Origin of the sequence: Microbacterium sp. EYE_78, from assembly GCF_023149035.1 — a bacterium.
GTDB lineage: Bacteria > Actinomycetota > Actinomycetes > Actinomycetales > Microbacteriaceae > Microbacterium.
In genome coordinates, this window is record NZ_JAHXMY010000002.1 from 785,429 (window position 1) to 805,155 (window position 19,727).

At 70.6% G+C, this 19,727-nt stretch carries 19 protein-coding genes; 12 read left to right on the top strand and 7 right to left on the bottom strand.

Features of this window, described 5'->3' with window-relative positions:
• Nucleotides 1-43 precede the first annotated feature (43 nt).
• Together KZX17_RS10800 and KZX17_RS10805 are read left to right on the top strand one after the other, a co-directional pair.
• Nucleotides 44-1,297 (top strand): CDP-glycerol glycerophosphotransferase family protein, encoded by a 1,254-nt coding sequence (locus KZX17_RS10800; protein ID WP_248173141.1) that lies wholly within the window; start codon nt 44-46, stop codon nt 1,295-1,297.
• Nucleotides 1,294-2,733 (top strand): CDP-glycerol glycerophosphotransferase family protein, encoded by a 1,440-nt coding sequence (locus tag KZX17_RS10805; RefSeq protein WP_248173144.1) that lies wholly within the window; start codon nt 1,294-1,296, stop codon nt 2,731-2,733. Before KZX17_RS10800 ends, KZX17_RS10805 begins: the two co-directional genes overlap by 4 nt.
• A gap of 12 nt (nt 2,734-2,745) precedes the next feature.
• Here KZX17_RS10805 and KZX17_RS10810 read toward each other — a convergent pair whose 3' ends face one another.
• On the bottom strand, nt 2,746-3,828 hold the full coding sequence (locus KZX17_RS10810; RefSeq protein WP_308194587.1) for a glycosyltransferase family 2 protein: 1,083 nt from the start codon (nt 3,826-3,828) through the stop codon (nt 2,746-2,748).
• 72 nt (nt 3,829-3,900) lie between these two features.
• Here KZX17_RS10810 and KZX17_RS10815 point away from each other — a divergent pair, with 72 nt between their 5' ends.
• Entirely contained in the window at nt 3,901-5,166 is a 1,266-nt protein-coding gene (locus KZX17_RS10815) for a hypothetical protein (RefSeq protein WP_248173150.1), read from the top strand.
• 7 nt (nt 5,167-5,173) lie between these two features.
• On the opposite strand, the gene KZX17_RS10820 is transcribed toward KZX17_RS10815, so the two are convergent.
• From KZX17_RS10820 to KZX17_RS10830, 3 genes are read right to left on the bottom strand one after another with little or no spacing between them, the layout of a single operon-like run.
• On the bottom strand, nt 5,174-5,392 hold the full coding sequence (locus tag KZX17_RS10820) for an SCO4848 family membrane protein (RefSeq protein ID WP_248173153.1): 219 nt from the start codon (nt 5,390-5,392) through the stop codon (nt 5,174-5,176).
• Complete coding sequence (locus KZX17_RS10825; RefSeq protein WP_248173156.1) at nt 5,389-6,231, bottom strand: hypothetical protein; 843 nt, start codon at nt 6,229-6,231, stop codon at nt 5,389-5,391. Before KZX17_RS10825 ends, KZX17_RS10820 begins: the two co-directional genes overlap by 4 nt.
• 45 nt (nt 6,232-6,276) lie before the next feature.
• Nucleotides 6,277-6,969: a phosphocholine cytidylyltransferase family protein gene (locus tag KZX17_RS10830; protein ID WP_248173159.1), complete on the bottom strand. Its 693-nt coding sequence runs from the start codon at nt 6,967-6,969 to the stop codon at nt 6,277-6,279.
• A gap of 182 nt (nt 6,970-7,151) precedes the next feature.
• On the opposite strand from KZX17_RS10830, the gene KZX17_RS10835 reads away from it, so the two are divergent.
• From KZX17_RS10835 to KZX17_RS10845, 3 genes are read left to right on the top strand one after another with little or no spacing between them, the layout of a single operon-like run.
• Nucleotides 7,152-8,819: an ATP-binding cassette domain-containing protein gene (locus KZX17_RS10835; protein WP_248173161.1), complete on the top strand. Its 1,668-nt coding sequence runs from the start codon at nt 7,152-7,154 to the stop codon at nt 8,817-8,819.
• Nucleotides 8,795-10,348, top strand: coding sequence for a hypothetical protein (locus KZX17_RS10840; RefSeq protein ID WP_248173164.1), 1,554 nt, complete (start codon nt 8,795-8,797; stop codon nt 10,346-10,348). The genes KZX17_RS10835 and KZX17_RS10840 overlap by 25 nt, the downstream gene beginning before the upstream one ends.
• Before the next feature lie 57 nt (nt 10,349-10,405).
• Nucleotides 10,406-10,672 carry a DUF3039 domain-containing protein gene (locus KZX17_RS10845; RefSeq protein WP_248173167.1) on the top strand — a complete coding sequence of 89 codons (267 nt, stop codon included), beginning with the start codon at nt 10,406-10,408 and terminating at the stop codon, nt 10,670-10,672.
• Here KZX17_RS10845 and KZX17_RS10850 read toward each other — a convergent pair.
• Entirely contained in the window at nt 10,651-11,979 is a 1,329-nt protein-coding gene (locus tag KZX17_RS10850) for a nicotinate phosphoribosyltransferase (protein WP_248173170.1), read from the bottom strand. The genes KZX17_RS10845 and KZX17_RS10850 overlap by 22 nt on opposite strands.
• A 38-nt stretch (nt 11,980-12,017) precedes the next feature.
• Between KZX17_RS10850 and murI the strand changes: the two genes are divergently transcribed.
• The 5 genes from murI (at nt 12,018) to KZX17_RS10875 (ending at nt 15,569) form a co-directional block, all read left to right on the top strand.
• Entirely contained in the window at nt 12,018-12,845 is an 828-nt protein-coding gene (gene murI, locus KZX17_RS10855; protein WP_248173173.1) for a glutamate racemase, read from the top strand.
• Nucleotides 12,842-13,585, top strand: coding sequence for a ribonuclease PH (gene rph / locus KZX17_RS10860; protein ID WP_248173176.1), 744 nt, complete (start codon nt 12,842-12,844; stop codon nt 13,583-13,585). The genes murI and rph overlap by 4 nt, the downstream gene beginning before the upstream one ends.
• A complete protein-coding gene (gene rdgB / locus KZX17_RS10865) occupies nt 13,582-14,178 on the top strand; it encodes an RdgB/HAM1 family non-canonical purine NTP pyrophosphatase (RefSeq protein WP_248173178.1) in 597 nt (198 codons plus the stop codon). The genes rph and rdgB overlap by 4 nt, the downstream gene beginning before the upstream one ends.
• Nucleotides 14,179-14,263: 85 nt before the next feature.
• The gene (locus KZX17_RS10870; protein WP_248173192.1) at nt 14,264-15,175 is read left to right on the top strand and encodes a cation diffusion facilitator family transporter; all 912 of its coding nucleotides are present in this window, start codon (nt 14,264-14,266) and stop codon (nt 15,173-15,175) included.
• A gap of 31 nt (nt 15,176-15,206) precedes the next feature.
• On the top strand, nt 15,207-15,569 hold the full coding sequence (locus KZX17_RS10875) for a bleomycin resistance protein (protein ID WP_248173195.1): 363 nt from the start codon (nt 15,207-15,209) through the stop codon (nt 15,567-15,569).
• A gap of 12 nt (nt 15,570-15,581) precedes the next feature.
• Here KZX17_RS10875 and KZX17_RS10880 read toward each other — a convergent pair whose 3' ends face one another.
• Complete coding sequence (locus KZX17_RS10880) at nt 15,582-18,008, bottom strand: ATP-dependent DNA ligase (RefSeq protein ID WP_248173198.1); 2,427 nt, start codon at nt 18,006-18,008, stop codon at nt 15,582-15,584.
• 60 nt (nt 18,009-18,068) lie between these two features.
• Here KZX17_RS10880 and KZX17_RS10885 point away from each other — a divergent pair, with 60 nt between their 5' ends.
• Entirely contained in the window at nt 18,069-18,944 is an 876-nt protein-coding gene (locus KZX17_RS10885) for a Ku protein (protein ID WP_248173201.1), read from the top strand.
• Here KZX17_RS10885 and KZX17_RS10890 read toward each other — a convergent pair whose 3' ends face one another.
• Nucleotides 18,945-19,724: a VTT domain-containing protein gene (locus KZX17_RS10890; protein WP_248173205.1), complete on the bottom strand. Its 780-nt coding sequence runs from the start codon at nt 19,722-19,724 to the stop codon at nt 18,945-18,947.
• Nucleotides 19,725-19,727: the final 3 nt, after the last annotated feature.

The following is a 19,727-nucleotide window of genomic DNA, read 5'->3' on the forward strand; positions in this document are numbered from 1 at the left end:
CAGTCCCACCGAGAACGACCCCACCCCGCGCTAGGCTCGCGGGGTGGGGTCGTTCTCGTTCGCATCCGGCAATGCCGCCCAGGTGCTTCGGATCCCCCTGCACGTCGCCGGGTCGCTGGCGACGTTCCTGATCCCGCGCAGCCGGAGCCGCTGGGTCTTCGGGTGCGCCGTCGGGATCGCGGACGGCGCGCTGGCGCTCTGGCACGTCGCGTCCGCTGCAGGTGAGGATGCGACGTGGCTCGTCGCGTCCGACGCCGAGGCTGCGGCCGCTGCGGCTGCAGGCATCCCCACGGCGCGCAAGCGGTCAGTGCGCGGCTTCTGGCTGACGGCTCGCGCACGCGTCGTCGTCGTGACGCACGGTGCGGGAGATGTGAACCGCTACGCGACTCGCGGGTCGTTCCTCGTGCAGCTGTGGCACGGCATCCCGCTGAAGCGACTGGGGCTCGACTCCGCGGTCACCGTCCGCGCACCGCGGAACGTTCCGGGGCTCACCCGGATCCTGCGCATCGCGTACGCGCGCACGCAGCGCCGCATCCGCCTGCTGCCCGCGGCCTCGCACCTCGTCCGCGGTCGGCTGGAATCAGCCTTCGGACTGCCCGACGAGCGTGTGCCGATCACGGGCGAACCGCGTGTCGACGTGCTCTCAAGCGGCACGGCGTCCGCGCGGCGCGACGCGGCGCGCCGGACGATCGAGGCATCCACCGGTGATCTCGGCTCCCGTCGGGTGGTCCTCTATGCACCGACGTGGCGCGACGGGGCGCCCGACCCCGGCATCCCCTCGGCACAGGACTGGACGAGACTCGTCGATGTCCTGACCGCGAACGACGCCGTCCTCTTCGTGCGGTCGCACCCGCTCGGTGCGGGGGAGTACGCGCCGCCGACGTCGACGACGCGGGTCCGGATGCTGGGCGCCGACGTCCTCGCCGACGTCACGCCCGTCCTGCCCGGAGTCGATGTGCTCATCACGGACTACTCCTCGCTGATCTACGACAGCGCCCTGGTACCCGTCCCGGTCCTGTGCTTCGCGCCGGACGAACACGCCTATGCGCGCAGCCGCGGGTTCTACGGCCGCTACCGCGACGTCGCGGGGGAGGACGTGGCCGACGACTGGCGGACGACGAGCGAGCAGCTCGACCTCGTGTTGCGCGACGACCGCGAGCGTGCCCGCCGCGCGACGCGGGCAGCGGAGCTCAGCGCGCGCGTCCACGCCCACCGGGACGGGCGCAACGCCGAGCGCGTCCACCGCGCCATCCGACGCGCACTCGACGCGCGACCGCCATCCGAGGGGGCCCCATGATCCGCGTCGCATTGCGCACCGAGGACGACGTCCTCGTCGTCGAGGGCGACGGGACTGCGCCGGAGCAGCTCGACGCGCGGGGGCGACGCGCGCGGACAGCCGCGACGATCGACACGACGCGGGGTCGCTGGCGCGCGGAGCTTCCGCTGCGGATCGCGCGATGGGGCGGCGCAGTGCGGGCCCTTCCGAGCGGCGGCTACGAGCTGCGGCTGGACGGCGCGATGCTCTCCGGCGTCGGGATGCCGCGCACCGTCGGAACCACCCTCGCTGCGACGCTGTCGGACGGGACGCTCGTGGTCGGGCCGCCGCTCGCTGACGCGCACGCGGACGCCGCCGGGCAGGCGGTCCTCGAGCGTGCGTACGCGGCCGGCGGCGAGGCACTTGAGAACGCCGTCTTCTTCGAGAGCTTCTACGGACGCAACGCCAGCTGCAATCCTCGGGCGATCGACGCGGAACTGGCCCGGACGGCCCCGGGGGTGACGCGCTACTGGAGCGTCGTCGACCTGTCCGTCGAGGTGCCGGGCGGCGCGACGGCGGTGGTCGAGGGATCGCCCGAGTGGTGGCGGGCGCGGGGGAGCGCCCGACTGCTCATCGTCAACGACTGGCTCCGTCGGCGGTTCGTGCGGCGTCCCGGCCAGCGGGTGCTGCAGACCTGGCACGGCACGCCGCTGAAGCGCCTCGCACTGCACCGGCCGGGATTCGATCCGCGTCGGGCGTTGGCGGTGCTCCGCGAGAGCAGACGGTGGGATGTGCTCCTCGCGCAGAACCCGTATGCAGCGCGCATCCTGGCGAAGGCGTACGCCTTCGTCGGCCGGCCCGTGTGGGTCGAGGGCTATCCGCGGAACGATGTCCTGCGCACCGGGGACCGTGCGGCAGCCCGCGCCTCGCTCGGTCTGTCGGAGGGCGACCGGGCGATCCTGTATGCGCCGACGTGGCGTGACGACCGCGAGCAGATGGTCGACTTCCTCGACGCCGAGCGGCTCGCGCGGGATGCCGGGGCGGTCGTCCTCGTGCGCGGGCATTCCCGCACGCTCATCCCGGGCAGCGACCGTGCGGGTTCACGGGTCGTGGACGTCACGGGATACCCCGACATCTCCGAGCTGCTCCTGGCGGCGGACGCGTTGGTGACCGACTACTCGTCCGTCATGTTCGACTTCACCGCGACCGGCAAGCCGGTGTACTTCTTCACCCCCGACCTGGAGCACTACCGCGGGCGCCTGCGGGGGTTCTACTTCAATCTCGCTGGTCGCGCCCCGGGACCGGTGACCGCCACGCAGGAGGACCTCACCGCAGCCCTCCTGGATCCCGGCACGTCCGAGCGCTTCGCCGACCGGTATGCCGCGTGGGCTGCCCGGTTCAACGCGCGGGACGACGGTCGCGCCGCCGAGCGGGTGGTCGCCCGCCTGCTGGACCAGGGGTTCGTCGAGCGCGGCTGAGCCCGCCGCCGTTCAGGGGAGCGGCGTGTTGCGGTCGAGGCGCGACGTGTCGACCGTGTCTTTCGCGCCGCGGACGAGGCCGACGAGGAATCCCACACCCCAGGCGAGGTGCATCGTGGGGACGACGGCGGCGAGCCAGCCTCGCTCCCGGAGCGACCCGGCGGGCGAGAACGCCGCGAACGCGAGCACGCCGAGGGCGTAGACCGCGACGGGCGCGTGGACGGCCGAGACCAGCGCGGACCACGGGAAGGGCAGAACCCCGGTCACCTGGACCACGGCCGCGGCCGCGCTCAGGACCGCAGCGAGCACCAGAGCGGGCGGAGCGAAGAACCGGAGGGAGTTCTGTCGGCCGAAGCGTCGGACGAGCTCGCCCCGCCAGGTGCCTGTCGCGACGAACTGTCGGAGCAGCCGCATCCAACTCGCGCGCGGCCAGTAGGTGACGGCGAGCGAGGGGTCGAACCACACGCGGTACCCCGCACGACGGATGCGGAGGTTCAGCTCCCAGTCCTCGCCACGCCGGATCGTCTCATCGAACATGCCGACCTCGTCCAGCACGCTGCGACGGATCACCCCGAGGTAGGCCGATTCGGCGGGACCCTCGGTCCCGCCTCCGTGGTACGCGCCGCCGCCGAGCCCGACACGCGAGTTGTACGCGCGGGCGACCGCTCGCTGGAACGGGGTGCGGCCGTCCGCGCGCATGACCCCACCGACGTTCGCGGCGCGAGTGCGGGCCAGTGTCGCGACCGCGCGGGCGGTGTAGTCGGGATCGAGCTCGGAATGGGCGTCCACCCGGACGATGGTGGGATGTCTGGCCTCGCGGATGGCCAGATTGAGTCCGACCGGGATGTCGGCCGCGGGATTGTCGACCAGCCGGATGCGCGGGTCGTCCTCGGCCATGCGCTGTGCGAGCTCGGACGTGCCGTCGCGAGACGGCCCCAGGGCGAGGATGAGCTCGACCGGATCGTCCAGCCGCTGCGCCAAGACGGTGTCGACGGCGCGCTGAAGGTACTCGCGTTCGTTCAGGACGGGCATGACGAAGGTGACCCCCGGCGGTGGGACGGGCGCGTCCCTGGCGGCGGGGTGATGGTCATGCACTCGTCGATCATGCCACGCCGGTGCCGCCGGGCCCGGGCCGGCCGCCAGGTGAACGCTCGGTAAACTGGCGGGATGATCGCGATCGCCGACGCCCGGAAGGTGCTCGCCCTCGTCCGGAAGGTCGTCGACAACCGTCGGGCGGTGGGAGAGGTCCGCCGGAGGCGCCCGTCGGTGCCGCTCGCCGGGCGCCACCACTACCGCATCGCGCTCTACTTCGCCGACGGCGACGTCAACATGTATCAGGTGCGTCAGTGGTACCGGCCGCTGCAGCGCATCGCGGAGTCGTGGCCCGTCGTGGTGCTGAGTCGGAACCCCACCGGTGCGCGGGCGATCATGGATGACGGTGCGCTTCCGGTCGCCTTCGTGCCGACCGTGGCAGATCTCGAGCGCTACGTCGCCGAGCAGGACATCCGCGTCGTCCTCTACGTGAATCAGAACACCCGGAACTTCCAGATGTTCCGCTACGGGCACCGGTGGCACGTGTTCATCAACCACGGCGAGTCCGACAAGATGTACATGACGACAAATCAGTTCAAGGCCTACGACTACGCCCTCATCGCAGGGGATGCCGCGCGAGCACGTCTGTCGCGGGTCCTCTGGTCGTACGACCTGGACAGTAGGACGATCGCCATCGGCCGTCCGCAGGCCGACCACTTCACCGGCGACCTGCCCTACGTCCCGGACGAGCGGATCGTCGTGCTCTACGCGCCGACATGGGAGGGGGACCGCCCGTCGGCGCTGTACGGCTCAATCCGCTCGCACGGGGTCGCGTTGGCCGAAGCGATCCTGGCCTCTCCGGCGCACCGTCTCATCTACCGCCCGCATCCCCGGTCGGGGGTCGTCGACGCCGAGTACGGCGCCGCACATCGCCGGATCGTCGCGGCCATCGCTGCGGCGAACGCCGCGGACCGCTCCGCCCAGCATGTCTTCGACGACGGGCCGGACCTCGGCTGGCAGCTGTCCGCCTCCGACGTCGCGATCCTGGACATCTCCGCGATGGTCTACGACCGCCTCGCGACCGGCAAGCCCCTCCTCGTCACACGGCCCGTCGCGGCGGAGGCGACCGTCGACACCGGAGGCTACCTGTCGGATGCCGAGTGGCTCGACGCGGGTGAGTCCGCTCGGATGCTCGTGGACATCGAACGGGTGCGGACGGATCCGACCGCTGTCTCACGCCTGGAGCACTGGGTGCGCCATTATTTCGGCGACACCACCCCCGGTGCATCGTCGGCTCGGTTCCACGACGCGATCGCCAGGCTGATGGTGGAGTGGGAGCGGTGGCACGCGGTCACCGTCGAGGTCCTCGATGAGGACGACGACGAGGTCGAGGACGACTGACTCCGGGTTACACCTCGCGGAGGGCGAGGACGCCAACGATCGCCGACACGGCCGCGAGCAGCAGGGCGGCGCCGACGAGGACGGCGTGCACCGTCAGGAAGCGCGTGGGACGACCCCCGGCATCCCTGGCCCGCGGATCCTTCGCGACGCGACGGAAGAAGCTCGGCCAGACGAGCACGTTGAACGCCGCGTTCACCAGAAGGAGGACTGCGAGGAAGGGAGTCACTCGGACGACTCCCCGTCCTCGCCGCCGCGAGCCCGACGGGAGAGCATCCGCGGCGTCCGCGGGCGGGAACGGGGCGCCCGTTCGCGCGGTTCGAGCTCAGCCGGGTAGGCGGCCGGAGGCATCCCGAATCCTCGGCGAGCGCCCACGACGACGCGGCGTCCGAGGATGTGGTTGCCGGCGCCGCCGATGACGGCGCCCACCCCGAACGGCAGCGCCTTGCCCAGGACCGACGCCCCGCCTTGCGCGGCGAAGCGGCGCAGGAAAGTGGATTTCAGGCGGTCGACGAGCGGCCCGACGACGGCGCGGGGGAGTGAGCGCGTGACCATGTCGCCCCAGTAGGCGGATCGTGCCGGTCCCTTCCCGCTCGCCTGACGCGCGAACTGCGACACGAGGTCGACGCCCTCTTTGCCGACCATGAGCGTCAGCACGAGCGCCCGGGCGCGGTCGGGGTCCTCCACGCGGATCCCGTGCAGTTCGGCGAGCGACTGGGCGAAGAGCGCCGTCGCCTCGAGGAACCCGACGGTCTCGACGCCGCTGAGGGCCAGGGTCACACCGGTGCCGATCCCCGGCACCACGGCGGTGGCCCCGACCGCGGCGCCGCCGGTGGTCACCGCTGCGAGATACCGTCGCTCCAGCATCCTCGCGATGTCCGCGGTGGATGCCTCGGGGTGACGGGCACGGATCCCGCGGAGGTGCGCCACCACCACGGGGCGCTGCACGGAGAGGACCCTGTCGAGCGCGCGGATCGCCAGGGGGTGCTCGGGGGATCCCTCGGGCGGCAGGCCCCCTGACCAGGGGGCGTCGTCCGGGAGGGAATGGATGCGGTGGACCTCGGTCATGTCGACTCGAGCCTACGTCTGCGCCGGCGTCCCGGGGTCAGCCGGTCACACGTAGAGGTTGGCCCGCTCCAGATCCTCGGCGAAGTCCACCTCGACGGCGTAGAGGTCCGAGATGTCGAGCGGCTGCACGCGCACGCCGTTCTCGGCGATGGCGAGTTCGAGGCCGCGCTCGAAGTAGTCCTGGTCGCCGACGCGCGCGAGCTGAGCGATGAGGGCGGGCTTGTCCGCCCGGGAGATGAAGTTGATGCCGACCGCTTCGCCGAGTCCGCCGACGACGGTCTTCGACAGTTCCGCGATGTGACCGGTCGCGTCGACGGTGTACTTCACCTCTTCGTCGCTGACCTTGGCCGTGTTGACCGTGACGAAGGAGGTCTCGCTCTCGACCAGCGCAAGGGCACGGCCGAGGACGCGGGGGTCGAAGACGACGTCGCCGTTCATCCACAGCACGCCCGACTTACCCGTCGCCTTCAGGGCACGGAGGAGGCTCTTCGACGTGTTGGTCTGGTCGTAGCGGTCGTTGTAGACGTAGTCGACGTCGGGGAACGCGTCGACGACCGTCTCCGCGCGGTACCCGACGACGGTGGTGATCTTCGCTGCCGGGCCGAACGCCGCCCGGATGTTGTCGTGCTGCTGGCCCATGATGGTGCGGCCGTCACCGAGCGTCGTGAGGGGCTTGGGCAGGCTCCTGCCGAGGCGCGAGCCCATTCCGGCTGCGAGGATGACGATCTTGGGGGTCACGGGCTGCTCCTGACGATGTGGTCACTGTCCGTTCATCGGAAAGACACATCTTCGTGCCCACCCCATGGTACCGATCACACCTGAAAAGCCCCCGAACCGGGCGACCCCGTTGCCGATTCGTGATGCGGGGTCCGATGGGGGACACCGCAGGATGCCGCAACGCGCCTTGCTAGGTTTGTCGGGTGACACCTTCGCCGACACGCCCGCCCCGCCAGCCGGCGTCAGCGTCCGGCGGCGAGGGCGTCCAGCCTCCTCCTCCCCCCTCGGTCCCGGCCGCCGAACTGGCCGCTCGTCTCGCGGCGGCGGCCCTGAGCGTCGAGGACCCGAAGGTCGGGAATGCCGGGAGCGCGCCCGAGCAGCAGCGGCCGCCGCGACCGGCCCGGAAGCCGAAGAAGTCGAAGAAGCCCGCGCCCGCCGAGCCGAGCGCGGATGCCGTGCCACCGCGGCCGGAGCTCCCCGCGGCAGTCGCCGCCGCACGGTTCGACGCGGTGCCGACCGCGGACACCGCCACCCGGGCGTACCCCGTCGCTGCCGACCCGATTCCGGTCGTCGAACCGGAGCCGGAGCCGGTCGTCGAGCTGGAGCCGGTCGTCGAGTCGGAGCCGGTCGTCGAGTCGGAGCCGGTCGTCGACCCGGACGAGGCCCGTGAGCCGGAGCCCGAGACGGCCGTGATGCCCGAGCTCGAGCCCGTGGCTGTCGTCGAGCCCGAGCCCGAGTTGCAGGCAGAACGGGAAATCGAGCCCGAAATCACCGAACCCGAGCCCGAGGCTGTCGTCGAGCCCGAGCCCGAGCCCCAGGCTGTCGTCGAGCCCGAGCCCGAGCCCCAGGCTGTCGTCGAGCCCGAGCCCGAGCCCGAGCCCGAGATTGTCGAGCCTGAGGTCGAGTCCGAGCCGGATTCCGAGCCCGAGTCAGGATTCGAGTCCGAGCCCGAGATCGTCGAGCTCGAGCCCGAAACCGAGCCCGAGCCGCTGCCTGGGCCCGGGCCCGAGCCGGTTCTCGAATCGCGGTCCGCCGATGACGCCACCGCGGTGTTCGCCGCCGTGGTGCCGAACGAGGACGCCCGTGAGCCCGCGGCAGTCGTTGAGGTCGGTCCGTCCGCGCTGACGCTGACGGGTGTGTCGAAGTCCTTCGGCCAGACGCGCGCCGTCGACAGCGTGGACCTCGAGATCCCCGCCGGGACCTTCTACGGAATTGTGGGTCCCAACGGCGCCGGTAAGACGACGACGCTCTCCATGATCGCGGGGCTGCTGCGTCCGGACGCGGGCGAGATCCGCATCGCCGGCATCGATCTGCGGGCCGATCCGCGAACGGCGAAGTCGCTCATGGGCGTCCTCCCCGACCGGCTTCGGACATTCGACCGGCTGACCGGGCGGCAGCTCCTCCACTATTACGGAGTCCTTCGCGGGCTCCGACCGGCCGTCGTGGCGGAACGCACCGCCGACCTGGCGCGGGCCTTCGACCTCACAGCCGCACTCACCCGGCCGGTGTCGGACTACTCCGCCGGCATGACGAAGAAGATCATGCTTGCCGGCGCGATGATCCACGCGCCGCGCCTGCTCGTCCTCGACGAGCCGTTCGAATCGGTTGACCCGGTCTCCAGCGCCGTCATCCTCGACATCCTGTCGGCGTACGTCGCGCGCGGCGGCACCGTCGTCCTCTCGAGCCACGGGATGGACCTCGTCGAGCGCGTGTGCGACGGCGTCGCGGTCATCGTCGCCGGGCAGGTCCTGGCCCGAGGCACCGTCGATGAGGTGAAGGGCGATCACACGCTGGCGGAGCGGTTCGTCCAGCTTTCGGGCGGGCTGAGCGATGTCGAGGGGCTCGAGTGGTTGCACACGTACTCCGACTGAGGCTCGCCCTCCTGGTCGGATCCCTGAACGCCCGCCCTGCCGTCCTGGTCCGCCGCTTCGCCGGATTTACGGTCCTGGCGGTCGCCGTCGCGGCGGTCTGCATCGCCGTCGTCCGTCTCGACCGCGTCTCCGACGACGTCGCCGCGACGCTGACGACCGTGCTCGGCAGTGCGATCGTCATCGGGTTCCTGCTGGTTCCGTTGTTCATCGGAGCCGACGACCCTCTCGATCCCCGGAGATTCCTCGTCACCGGATCCGACCCGCGCTCAGTCGCCCTCTCCGCGGTCGTCGCGTCGTTCGCGTCCGTTCCCGCCCTCGCCACGGCCGCGGTCGCCGTCGCCATGGCGGTCGCGTGGGTCGGTCACGGCGCCCCCGTCGTGCTCGCCGTCCTCGGCGCCATCCTGTTCACGGTCACCTGCGTCGTCGGAGCGCGCTGCGCAATGGCGGTCGCCGCGGTCGCACTCCGCGACCGCCGGTCGCCGCAGCTGACGGGGCTCATGATCACCGCGGCGGGCATCGTCGTCTTCCCGGCCGCCGTCTTCCTCGTCTCCCTCGAATGGTCGGAGGGCGTCCCGTCGCAGCTGACGGAGGCGGCGGACGTGCTCGCGCTCACCCCCCTGGGTGCCTCCTCCGCTCTCGCGCTGCGGGGCGGCGCGGCCGGGGTCGCATCGGCCCTGGTGGGTGCGGCAACCGTTCTCGGGCTCCTCGGGATCTGGATGCTGCTCGTCCGCCGGATGATGACCGCGACCGAGCGGCCCGTACCCGTGCGGGAGCGTCGGGGACTCGGCTGGTTCGCCGTCATGCCGGGGCTTCCCGGGGGCGCGATCGCCGCGCGGAGCATCGTGTATTGGTTCGGCGATCCTCGTCATCTCGCCAACCTCGTCATCGTCCCCATCGCGTCGGTGCTGATCGTGGTCCCGCTGCTGATCGTCGGGGTCCCCGTGCAGACGGTCGCGCTCATCCCGGCGCCCGTCCTCGCACTCTTCCTGGGGTGGCTCGCGCACAACGACCTCGCCTACGACTCCACCGGCGTCTGGCTGCACATCTCCGCAGGCGTCCGCGGGGTGGCCGACCGGGTGGGTCGTCTCGTGCCGGTCGTCTTCGTGGGGGTCCCGCTCCTCGCCGTCGCCATCACCGTCTCGGTCTGGTTGCACGACCGGTGGGCGATCCTCCCCGCCATGGTCGGCGTGTGCATCGCGCTGTTCCTGAGCGGTCTGGGGCTCAGCTCGATCTCGTCCGTGGTCGCGCCGTACGCCGTCTCGCGCCCGGGGGAGGGCCCCTTCGAGCAGCCCCAGCGCACCGGCGGCACGCTCGCTCAGGCGGCTGTGCTGCTCGGGGCGGTCGTCCTGTCCGTCCCGAGCCTGTGGTGGGGCTGGCAGGCCCTGACCGGCGACCCATCGGCGGTGTGGCAGTCCTTCTGGGCGGGGATCGTCATCGGTGGGATGACCCTGCTGATCGGAGTCTTCATCGGCGGCGTCGCCTTCGTGCGGCGCTCGAGTCGGATCATGGAGTTCGCCGAGACCCTGTGACCGGGGACGCGCCGCGCACCCGTCCACGGACCCCGTCCGCGCAGTACACTCGGGGGAATGAGCACGCCGATCGACAGCCCGGATCAGGGCGGCCTCGCCACACTCGACCGCGAACTCGAGGAGCTCATCCGCGAGGAGACCATCGAGCCCGGTGATCATGAGCGATTCTCGCACTACGTGAAGAAGGACAAGATCCTCGAGTCCGCGATCACCGGCAAGCCGGTCCGTGCGCTGTGCGGCAAGAAGTGGACGCCCGGACGTGACCCGGAGAAGTTCCCGGTCTGCCCGACGTGCAAAGAGATCTACGCCTCGCTGACCTCGTAGACCGTCTGCAGCGCCGGGTCGGCGCGGCTGAGTGCGAGGGCCGAGACGGGGAGCTCCTCCCGCACGGTCAAGTGGTGTTCGCGCGACGCCGACACCCCGTCGGCGCCCAGATATGCGACATCCAGCTCACCATCCTGGACCAGGATCGTCTGGAGTTCACGCGCGTCCGCTCGGCTGCCGGGCGTCGGCAACTCCTCGAACCCGTCGGCGACGACGACCAGCTCCGACGTGGCCACGCCGTTCCGCAAGGTGCGGAACGCCGCCTTGCGCCCGCCGACGGACGCCTTCGACGTCGACGCCTTGGCCACGGCCACCCAGCCACCCGCGGAGTCCTGTCGGGCCACGAGCTTGTAGACCATGCCCGCCGTCGGCGTGCCGGATCCGGTGACGACTGAGGTCCCGACTCCGTAGGAATCCACCGGGGATGCCGCGAGCGCGGCGATGGCGAACTCGTCGAGATCGCTCGTGACGGTGATCTTCGTCGAGGTGGCCCCGAGCTCGTCGAGTTGCGCGCGGACGGACGCGGCCACAGTCGGCAGGTCGCCGGAGTCGAGTCGGACGCCCCCGAGCCCCGTGCCGGCGACGGCGATCGCGGTCTCGACGCCCCGGCGGATGTCGTAGGTGTCGACGAGCAGGGTCGTTGCCGTTCCGAAGGCGGCGATCTGACTGCGGAACGCGTCCTCCTCGGAGTCGTGCAGGAGCGTCCACGCGTGCGCCGCAGTGCCCATCGTCGGGATGCCCCACGTCCGGCCGGCCTCGAGGTTGCTCGTCGCCGAGAAGCCCGCGATGTAGGCGGCGCGCGCGGCCGCGACGGCCGAGCGCTCGGCCGCTCTGCGCGAACCCATCTCTGCCAGCGGTCGATCACCGGCCGCGATGCTCATGCGGGCTGCGGCGGTGGCCACGGCCGAGTCATGGTTCAGGATGCTGAGGGCGAGCGTCTCGAGCACGACGGCCTCGGCGAACGTGCCCTCGATGGTCAGGATGGGGGAGCCCGGGAAGTAGACCTCTCCTTCGCGGTATCCGGTGACCGTGCCCCGGAATCGGTACCCCTCGAGGAAGCGGACCGTCTCGGCGCTGACGATCCGGTTGTCGCGGAGGAACGCGAGCTCGGATTCCTCGAAACGGAAGTCGCGCAGCTGAGCGAGGAAGCGGCCCGTGCCCGCGACGACGCCGAACCGCCGCCCACCCGGCAGACGCCGCCCGAACAGCTCGAACACGCAGCGGCGAGCTGCGGTGCCGTCCTGGAGTGCCGCATCCAGCATCGTGAGCTCGTAGCGATCGGTCAGCAACGCCGTGGAGGTGCCCATTCGGTCACCCTATCGCCGCGCGACTAGGCTGGATGATCGTGACGGACGCACCCATCGGGATCTTCGACTCCGGTGTCGGCGGGCTCACGGTGGCGCGAGCGGTCTCGCAGCTGCTGCCGCGGGAATCCGTCCTCTACATCGGCGACACGGCGCACTCCCCGTACGGCCCGAAGCCCATCGCCGACGTCCGCCGTTATGGGCTCGAGGTCTTGGACACGCTGGTCGATCAGGGTGTGAAGATGCTCGTGATCGCCTGCAACACCGCGTCCGCCGCGCTGTTGCGCGATGCCAGGGAGCGCTACGACGTCCCGGTCGTCGAGGTCATCGGACCGGCAGTCCGTACGGCCATCTCGACGACTCGAAACGGCCGCATCGGCGTCATCGGAACCGCGGGGACGATCGGCTCCGGCGTCTATCAGGACATGCTGGGCGTGGACGAGCGACTGACCGTCTTCGCCCAGGCCTGTCCGCGCTTCGTGGAGTTCGTCGAGGCGGGGATCACCGACACCCCCGACGTCCTGCGGGTCGCCGAGGAGTATCTCGCGCCGCTGCGGCATGCCGGCGTCGACACCGTCGTCCTCGGCTGCACCCACTACCCCTTCCTCGAGGGCGCCATCAGTTATGTGATGGGCCCCGACGTGTCGCTCGTCTCAAGCGACACCGAGACCGCGAAGGACGTCTACCGACAGCTGGTCTCCCGCGATCTGCTCGCGGGTCCCGACGCCCGCACCACCCACGTGTACGAGGCCACGGGCGACTCCGCCGATGACTTCCTCGTCCTCGCCGATCGACTGATGGGGCGCGGCGTCAGCGCCGTCCGACTCGTGCAGACCGGCGCCATCGACCTACCGAAGGGACACTCATGACCGACACGACCCGCGCCGACGGCCGCTCCGTCGACCAGCTCCGCCCCGTCACCATCGAACGAGGGTGGAACGCGCACGCGGAAGGGTCGGCCCTCGTCTCCTTCGGGGGCACCAAGGTGCTGTGCACGGCATCCTTCACCAACGGCGTGCCGCGGTGGCTGACGGGCAAGGGCAAAGGATGGGTGACCGCCGAATACGCGATGCTGCCCCGCGCGACGAACTCCCGCAACGACCGCGAGTCGATCAAGGGCAAGGTCGGCGGACGCACGCATGAGATCTCGCGCCTCATCGGACGCGCGCTGCGCGCCGTCGTCGACACCAAGGCGCTCGGAGAGAACACGATCGTGATCGACTGCGACGTCCTGCAGGCGGACGGCGGCACCCGCACCGCCGCGATCACCGGCGCCTACGTCGCCCTCGCCGACGCCATCGAGTGGGGACGGGCGAAGGGCTTCGTCGGCAAGAACGCGAAGGCGCTCCTCGACTCCGTCTCGGCGGTCTCGGTGGGCATCATCGACGGCGAGCCGATGCTCGACCTCGCCTATGTCGAGGATGTCCGCGCAGAGACCGACATGAACGTCGTCGTCACCGGTCGCGGCCTGTTCGTCGAGGTGCAGGGCACCGCCGAGGGAGCCCCCTTCGACAAGCGGGAGCTCGACGCGCTGCTGGATCTCGGGGTGGCCGGCTGCGACGATCTTCGCGAGACACAGCTGGCCGCCCTCGCCGAGGAGCGCCCGTGACCGAGCGTCGACGGATCGTTCTGGCCACCCACAACGCGCACAAGGTCGAGGAGTTCGGCGCGATCGTCGCTGCGACGCGTCCCGACCTCGAGGTGGTCGGCTACGACGGTCCCGAGCCGGTCGAAGACGGCGTCACCTTCGCGCAGAACGCGCTGATCAAGGCGCGGGCGGCCGCCGCGCACACGGGCCTGCCGGCCATGGCCGACGACTCCGGGATCAGTGTGGACGTCCTGGGCGGCTCGCCCGGCGTCTTCTCCGCCTACTGGGCGGGACACCGCAAGGACGGCGTCGCGAACTATGAGCTCCTGCTCGATCAGCTCTCCGACATCGCCGACCCGCACCGGTCGGCGCAGTTCGTGTCGACGATCGCCCTGGTGGTGCCCGGCGGCGACGAGCACGTGGTCGAAGGCGTGTGGCCGGGCCGTCTCGCGACCGCGCCCGCCGGGGCGAACGGCTTCGGCTACGACCCGGTCTTCGTCCCCGACGACGCCGACGGTCGGACGGCGGCGGAGCTCACACCCACGGAGAAGAACGCGACGTCGCACCGCGCTCGCGCCTTCACGTCACTGGGGCCGTTGCTGACGGCGCTCTGACCGTCCACTGAGGCTGAGAATCGGACTCATTCCCGAGTTGCCGGATCCGGCGATCGTGGGACACGGGCGGCCGTAGCCTCGAACCATGCACGACCACGCGCCCACCGGCATCCGCGCCGGGCATCCGCGTCGCCTGCTGACGATCTCGTTGGCGATCACGGCGACGGTCCTGGTCGTGCAGGTGGTCGGGGCCGTGCTGACAGGGTCCCTTGCACTGCTCGCCGACGCCGGGCACATGTTCACCGACAGCTCCGGACTCGTCATCGCCCTGGTCGCGGCGTCGGTCGCCGCGCGCCCCGCGGACGAGCGGCAGACGTACGGATATCAGCGGGCAGAGGTGTTCGGCGCACTGCTGAACGCCGTCATCCTCATCGCGCTCGGCGCGTGGATCGCCGTCGAGGCGGTGCGCCGCCTGATCGATCCGTCGGACGGCGAGGTGCAGGGCCTCCCGATGCTTGTCGTCGCACTGATCGGGTTGGTCGCCAACGCGGTCTCGCTCTACGTCCTGGGCGCGGCGCAGCGGACGAGCATCAACGTGCGCGGCGCCTACCTCGAGGTCCTCGGGGACCTCCTGGGGTCGGTGGTCGTGCTCGTCGCGGCGGGAGTCATCTGGCTGACCGGATGGATGCCGGCGGACGCCGTCGCGTCGCTGGTGATCGCCGCGCTCATCGTCCCGCGCGCGGTCACCCTGCTGCGCGAGGTGTTCGCCGTCCTGGGGGAACGGGCACCGGTCGGGACACGGGTCGCGGACATCAGGCAGCACATCCTCGGCACCGACGGCGTGGTGGACGTGCACGACGTCCACGTGTGGCAGCTGACGCGCGGTGCGCCCGTCTTCACGGCGCATGTCGTCGTCGCGCCGGCCCTCTTCGCGGACGATCGTGCCGGCGCGCTGCTGTCGCAGCTGCAGTCCTGCCTCTCGAGGCACTTCGACGTCGAGCACTCGACGTTCCAGCTCGAGCCCGCCGGACACGTCGAGCACGACGCCCACGCCTGACCGTCGACCGGCCGATCGCTACGGTGGGCGGATGACCGACCGCACCGTCCCCGTCCTGCCCTCGCGTGATCTCGACGCGACCGTCGCCTTCTACGGGGCGTTCGGGTTCGCCGTCACGTACCGCGGAGCGGAATGGCTCATCCTGCGCCGCGGCGCGCTCGAGCTGGAGTTCTTCCCGTTCCCCGATCTCGACCCCGCGACGGGGTCGGCTGTCTGCAGTGTGCGTGTCGATGATCTCGACGGGCTCTATCAGCAGATCGCCGCCTCCGGGGTCCCGGAGACCGCCGACGGCCACCCCCGCCTGCATCCGGCCCGCATCGAACCGTGGGGTGGGCGGGTCGCGTTCCTCGTCGACCTCGACGGCACGCAGCTGAACCTGATCCAGAACGCCTGACGAGCGCGCGGCTCAGACGTCCGTCTCCGTCCGCACCTCGTCCGGGGTCTTGTCGGGCCTGAGGCCCCGCCAGCGAGCGTGGCGCAGCGTGCCGTTCGGCGTCGCCTCGGCATACTCGACCTCGCCGACCAGCTCCGGCCGCAGCCACAGCGCATCGGATGCCTCGGCGCGACCGATGTCGATGAACGGGTTCGTGTCGGTGCGCAGCGGCGTCAGCGCGGCATCCAGCCTGGACAGGATCGCGTTGCTGAAACCGGATCCCACGCGTCCGACATACCGCAGGCCGGCCGCGCTCGGGATGCCCATCAGCAGCGATCCGATGGCGCCGGTGCGCCCGCCTCTGCCGGGACGGATGCCGCCGATCACGACCTCCTGCATGCGCGTCAGCTTCACCTTCAGCCATTGCTCGCTGCGCGCACCGCGGCGGTAGGTCGAGGACGGGTCCTTCACCACCACGCCTTCCAGGGCGAGCTCGCGGGCGGTCGCCAGCCCGTCGTCGACGTCATCGGCGACGGGCGGCACGGCGATCGCATCGATCGCGTCGGCGGCGATGCCCTCGAGCAGTTCACGACGCTGCGACAGGGGGAGCGGCGCGGCATCCATCCCGTCGACTTCGAGCAGGTCGAAGAGCATGAACCGCACGGGGATGCGTCGCGCCTCACGGTCGATCTCGCCCGGTTTCGTGAGATGCATCCGGTGCTGCAGCAGGGAGAAGCTCGGACGGCTGCGGTCATCGAGCGCAACGATCTCGCCGTCGATGACGCACGGCCCGGAACCGAGGCCCGCGTCGCCGGTCGTGAGCTCCGGATACCGTGCGGTGATGTCCGTGCCGCTGCGCGCGCGCAGGTGCAGACGCCGACCGTCCCAGATGCCCAGGGCGCGGACACCGTCCCATTTGAACTCGACCCACGGTCCCCAGCGATCGGCGGCGTGGCGGGCCAGGGACGGGCTCGACGAGGTTGCGAGCATCGGTGCCGGTGCCGGTGCCGGTGCCGGTGCCGGTGCCGGTGCCGGTGCTGGTGCCGGTGCGGTGGCTGGCGTCGCCGCCGGAGCGCGACCGCCGACCGCCGGGGGAGTCTCGGCATCCGTCTTCATGCGATGCAGCAGCCACTGCGACTTCTCGCCGTCGCCGCTCGTCCGGATGAGTGCGAGGCGCACGTGCCCGAGGGGCCCGTCCTCCCGCCCGGTCAGCGTGAAGATCACCTCGTCGTCACGCCACTTCTCCAGCGCGAACGTGCCGGAGTCCCAGATCGACATCGACCCGGCCCCATATTCGCCGGCCGGGATGTCCCCGGCGAAGTCGAGGTATTCCATGGGGTGCGGCTCGGTCATGACTGCGAGGTGGTTCTTGGCCGGCGACTGCGGGATGCCCCGCGGCACCGCCCAGCTGACGAGGACCCCCTCGCGCTCCAGTCGGAGGTCGTAGTGCAGTCGCCGGGCGTGGTGCTCCTGGATCACGAACCGGGCTGCGTCCGGCTGTGCGGCTCCGGCGGGTGAGGCCGGCACCGGCTCCGGCGTCCGCTCGGGTGAGCGCTTCGCGATGTAGGACGTCAGCGGGCCGGCTCCGGCGGGTGCGAGGGAGGCGAAGACGTCGCCGCGCTCGGCTACGCGCGCGAGCACCTCGTCGAACAACAGGTGGCGCAGGTCAGGACGCTCGAGTTCGTCCCAGGAGCGGGGTGCCGCGACGGTCGGGCGGTCTCGTCCCCGCAGCGAATACGGCGCGATGGTCGTCTTCTTGCCGTTGTTCTGGCTCCAGTCGATGAAGACCTTCCCCGGTCGCACGGCCTTCGACATCTGGCTGACGACGAGATCCGGGTGGTCGGCTTCGAGCAGACGAGCGAGTTCCTTGGCGAATGCACTGATCTCATCGCTCGTGCGCGAACCGTCCAGCGGAGCGTAGAGGTGGATGCCCTTGCTCCCGCTCGTCACGGGGACCGGTTCCATACCCAGATCCGTGAGGATCGCGCGCGCCCAGCGCGCCACGCCCGCACACTCGGCGAGGCCGACACCCGGCCCGGGATCGAGGTCGAGGACGAGGCGGTCGGGACCGCGCCTCGTGCCGTCCGGGTCGAAGCGCCACTGCGGCACGTGCAGTTCGATGGAGGCGACCTGGGCGAGGTACACGAGGGTGGGTACGCCGTCGACGAGGGGGTAGTCCTTCGCGCCGGTGGAATGCTCGATCGGGCGTCGCGTCACCCACGACGGCGCGCCGGCCTCGAGGTGCTTCGCGAAGAACGATCCCTCGTCCGTGCCGTCGGGCCAGCGGATGCGGGTGACCGGACGACCCTCGAGGTGGGGGAGGATCACCGGGGCGATGCGGGTGAGATAGTCGATGACCTCGCCCTTCGTGGTCCCCGTCGCGGGGTACATGACCTTGTCGAGGTTGGTCAGCCGAAGCCGGCGTCCGTCGACGACGACCTCCTGCGGCGCGGCTGGCATGGGCCCAGAGTAGTGCGCAACCCCTATGGCACCGGGGTGTGGCGGGTGTGTACTGGTGTGATGAGAGCGATCTGGAAAGGCGCCCTGACCTTCGGCCTCGTCAACGTCCCGGTGAAGGTGTACTCCGCCACCGAGGATCACGATGTGTCCCTGCACCAGGTGCACGCGGCCGACGGCGGACGCATCCGGTATCAGCGCATCTGCGAGATCGACGGCGAGGTCGTCCCCTACGCCGACATCGACAAGGCCTACGACGACGGCGAACGGACCGTCGTGCTCACCTCCGACGACTTCGCTGCGCTGCCGAGCGAGCGCAGCCGCGAGATCGAGGTCGTCGAATTCGTCCCCACCGAGCAGATCGACCTGCTCACCCTCGACAAGGCCTACTACCTCGAGCCGGACTCGAAGTCCCCGAAGGCCTATGTGCTGCTGCGGCAGACGCTCGAGCAGACCGACCGCACCGCCATCGTCCGCTTCGCGCTGCGGCAGAAGACCCGCCTCGCGGCGCTCCGGGTGCGGGGCGATGTGCTCGTCCTCCAGACGCTCCTCTGGGCCGATGAGGTGCGAGAGGCGTCCTTCCCGGTCCTCGACGAGCCCGTGAAGATCTCGGGCAAGGAACTCGAGCTGTCGGCATCCCTCGTCGACAGCTTCTCGAGCGATTTCGACCCGACCGAGTTCGCCGACGAGTATCAGCAGGAACTGCGGACGCTCATCGAGGCCAAGCTCGAGAAGGGTGACGCGTTCGACACCGCCGAGACCTTCGGCGAGAAGGCCGATGCCGAGGGCGGCGAGGTCATCGACCTGATGGCGGCCCTCCGGGCCAGCGTCGAGAAGAGCCGCGCCGCACGCTCCGGGAAGGACGCAACCCGGAAGGATGACGCCGACGAGAAGCCGGCGCCGGCGAAGAAGAAGCCCGCGAAGAAGAAGGCCTCCTGATCAGCGAGTCGACCCGTCTCCCCGCCGCGCCTCAGGCTGGTCGTCAAAGGCCTCCGGCTCGAGGATGAGCTCCTGCGCCTCGGCGCTGTCGGTGACGCCGTCGGCTCCCGCCGCCATTTCGCGCTTCACCTTCCGCTTCTCGGCGAAGTAGTGCCAGACGATGAAGATCACCGTTCCAGCGACCGCGACCAGCAGGATGACGTCGATGTACTCGGCGACGAACTCCCCGACGCCCGGGATGAGGCTGACGAGGTAGCCGAGCACCGTCAGACCGAAGCCCCAGATGACGGCGCCGATCAGGTTGTAGAGCGAGTACTTGTGCCAGGCCATCTTGCCGACGCCCGCGGCGACCGGCGCGAAGGTGCGGACGATCGGCACGAATCGCGCGAGGATGACCGTCACCCCGCCGTACCGCTCGAAGAAGGCGTTCGTGCGCTCGACGTTGCTGCGACTGAAGAGCCCTGATTCCTTCCGCTCGAAGACGGCGGGACCGCCCTTGCGTCCGATGAGATAGCCGACTTCGCCGCCGACGAAGGCCGAGAGACCGATCAGGAGACCGACGATCCAGACGTTCACCCCGAAGACGCCGTTGGGAGCGTGCGTGACGGGGTTCGACAGCAGTCCCGCCATGATGAGCAGCGTGTCGCCCGGCAACAGGAAGCCGACGAGCAGGCCGGTTTCGGCGAACACGATGAAGCAGACCACGACGAGGGCCCAGGGACCCGCCGCGTTGATGATGGTCTCGGGATCCAGCCACGGAATCAGAGCGAAGGGGTGCACGGG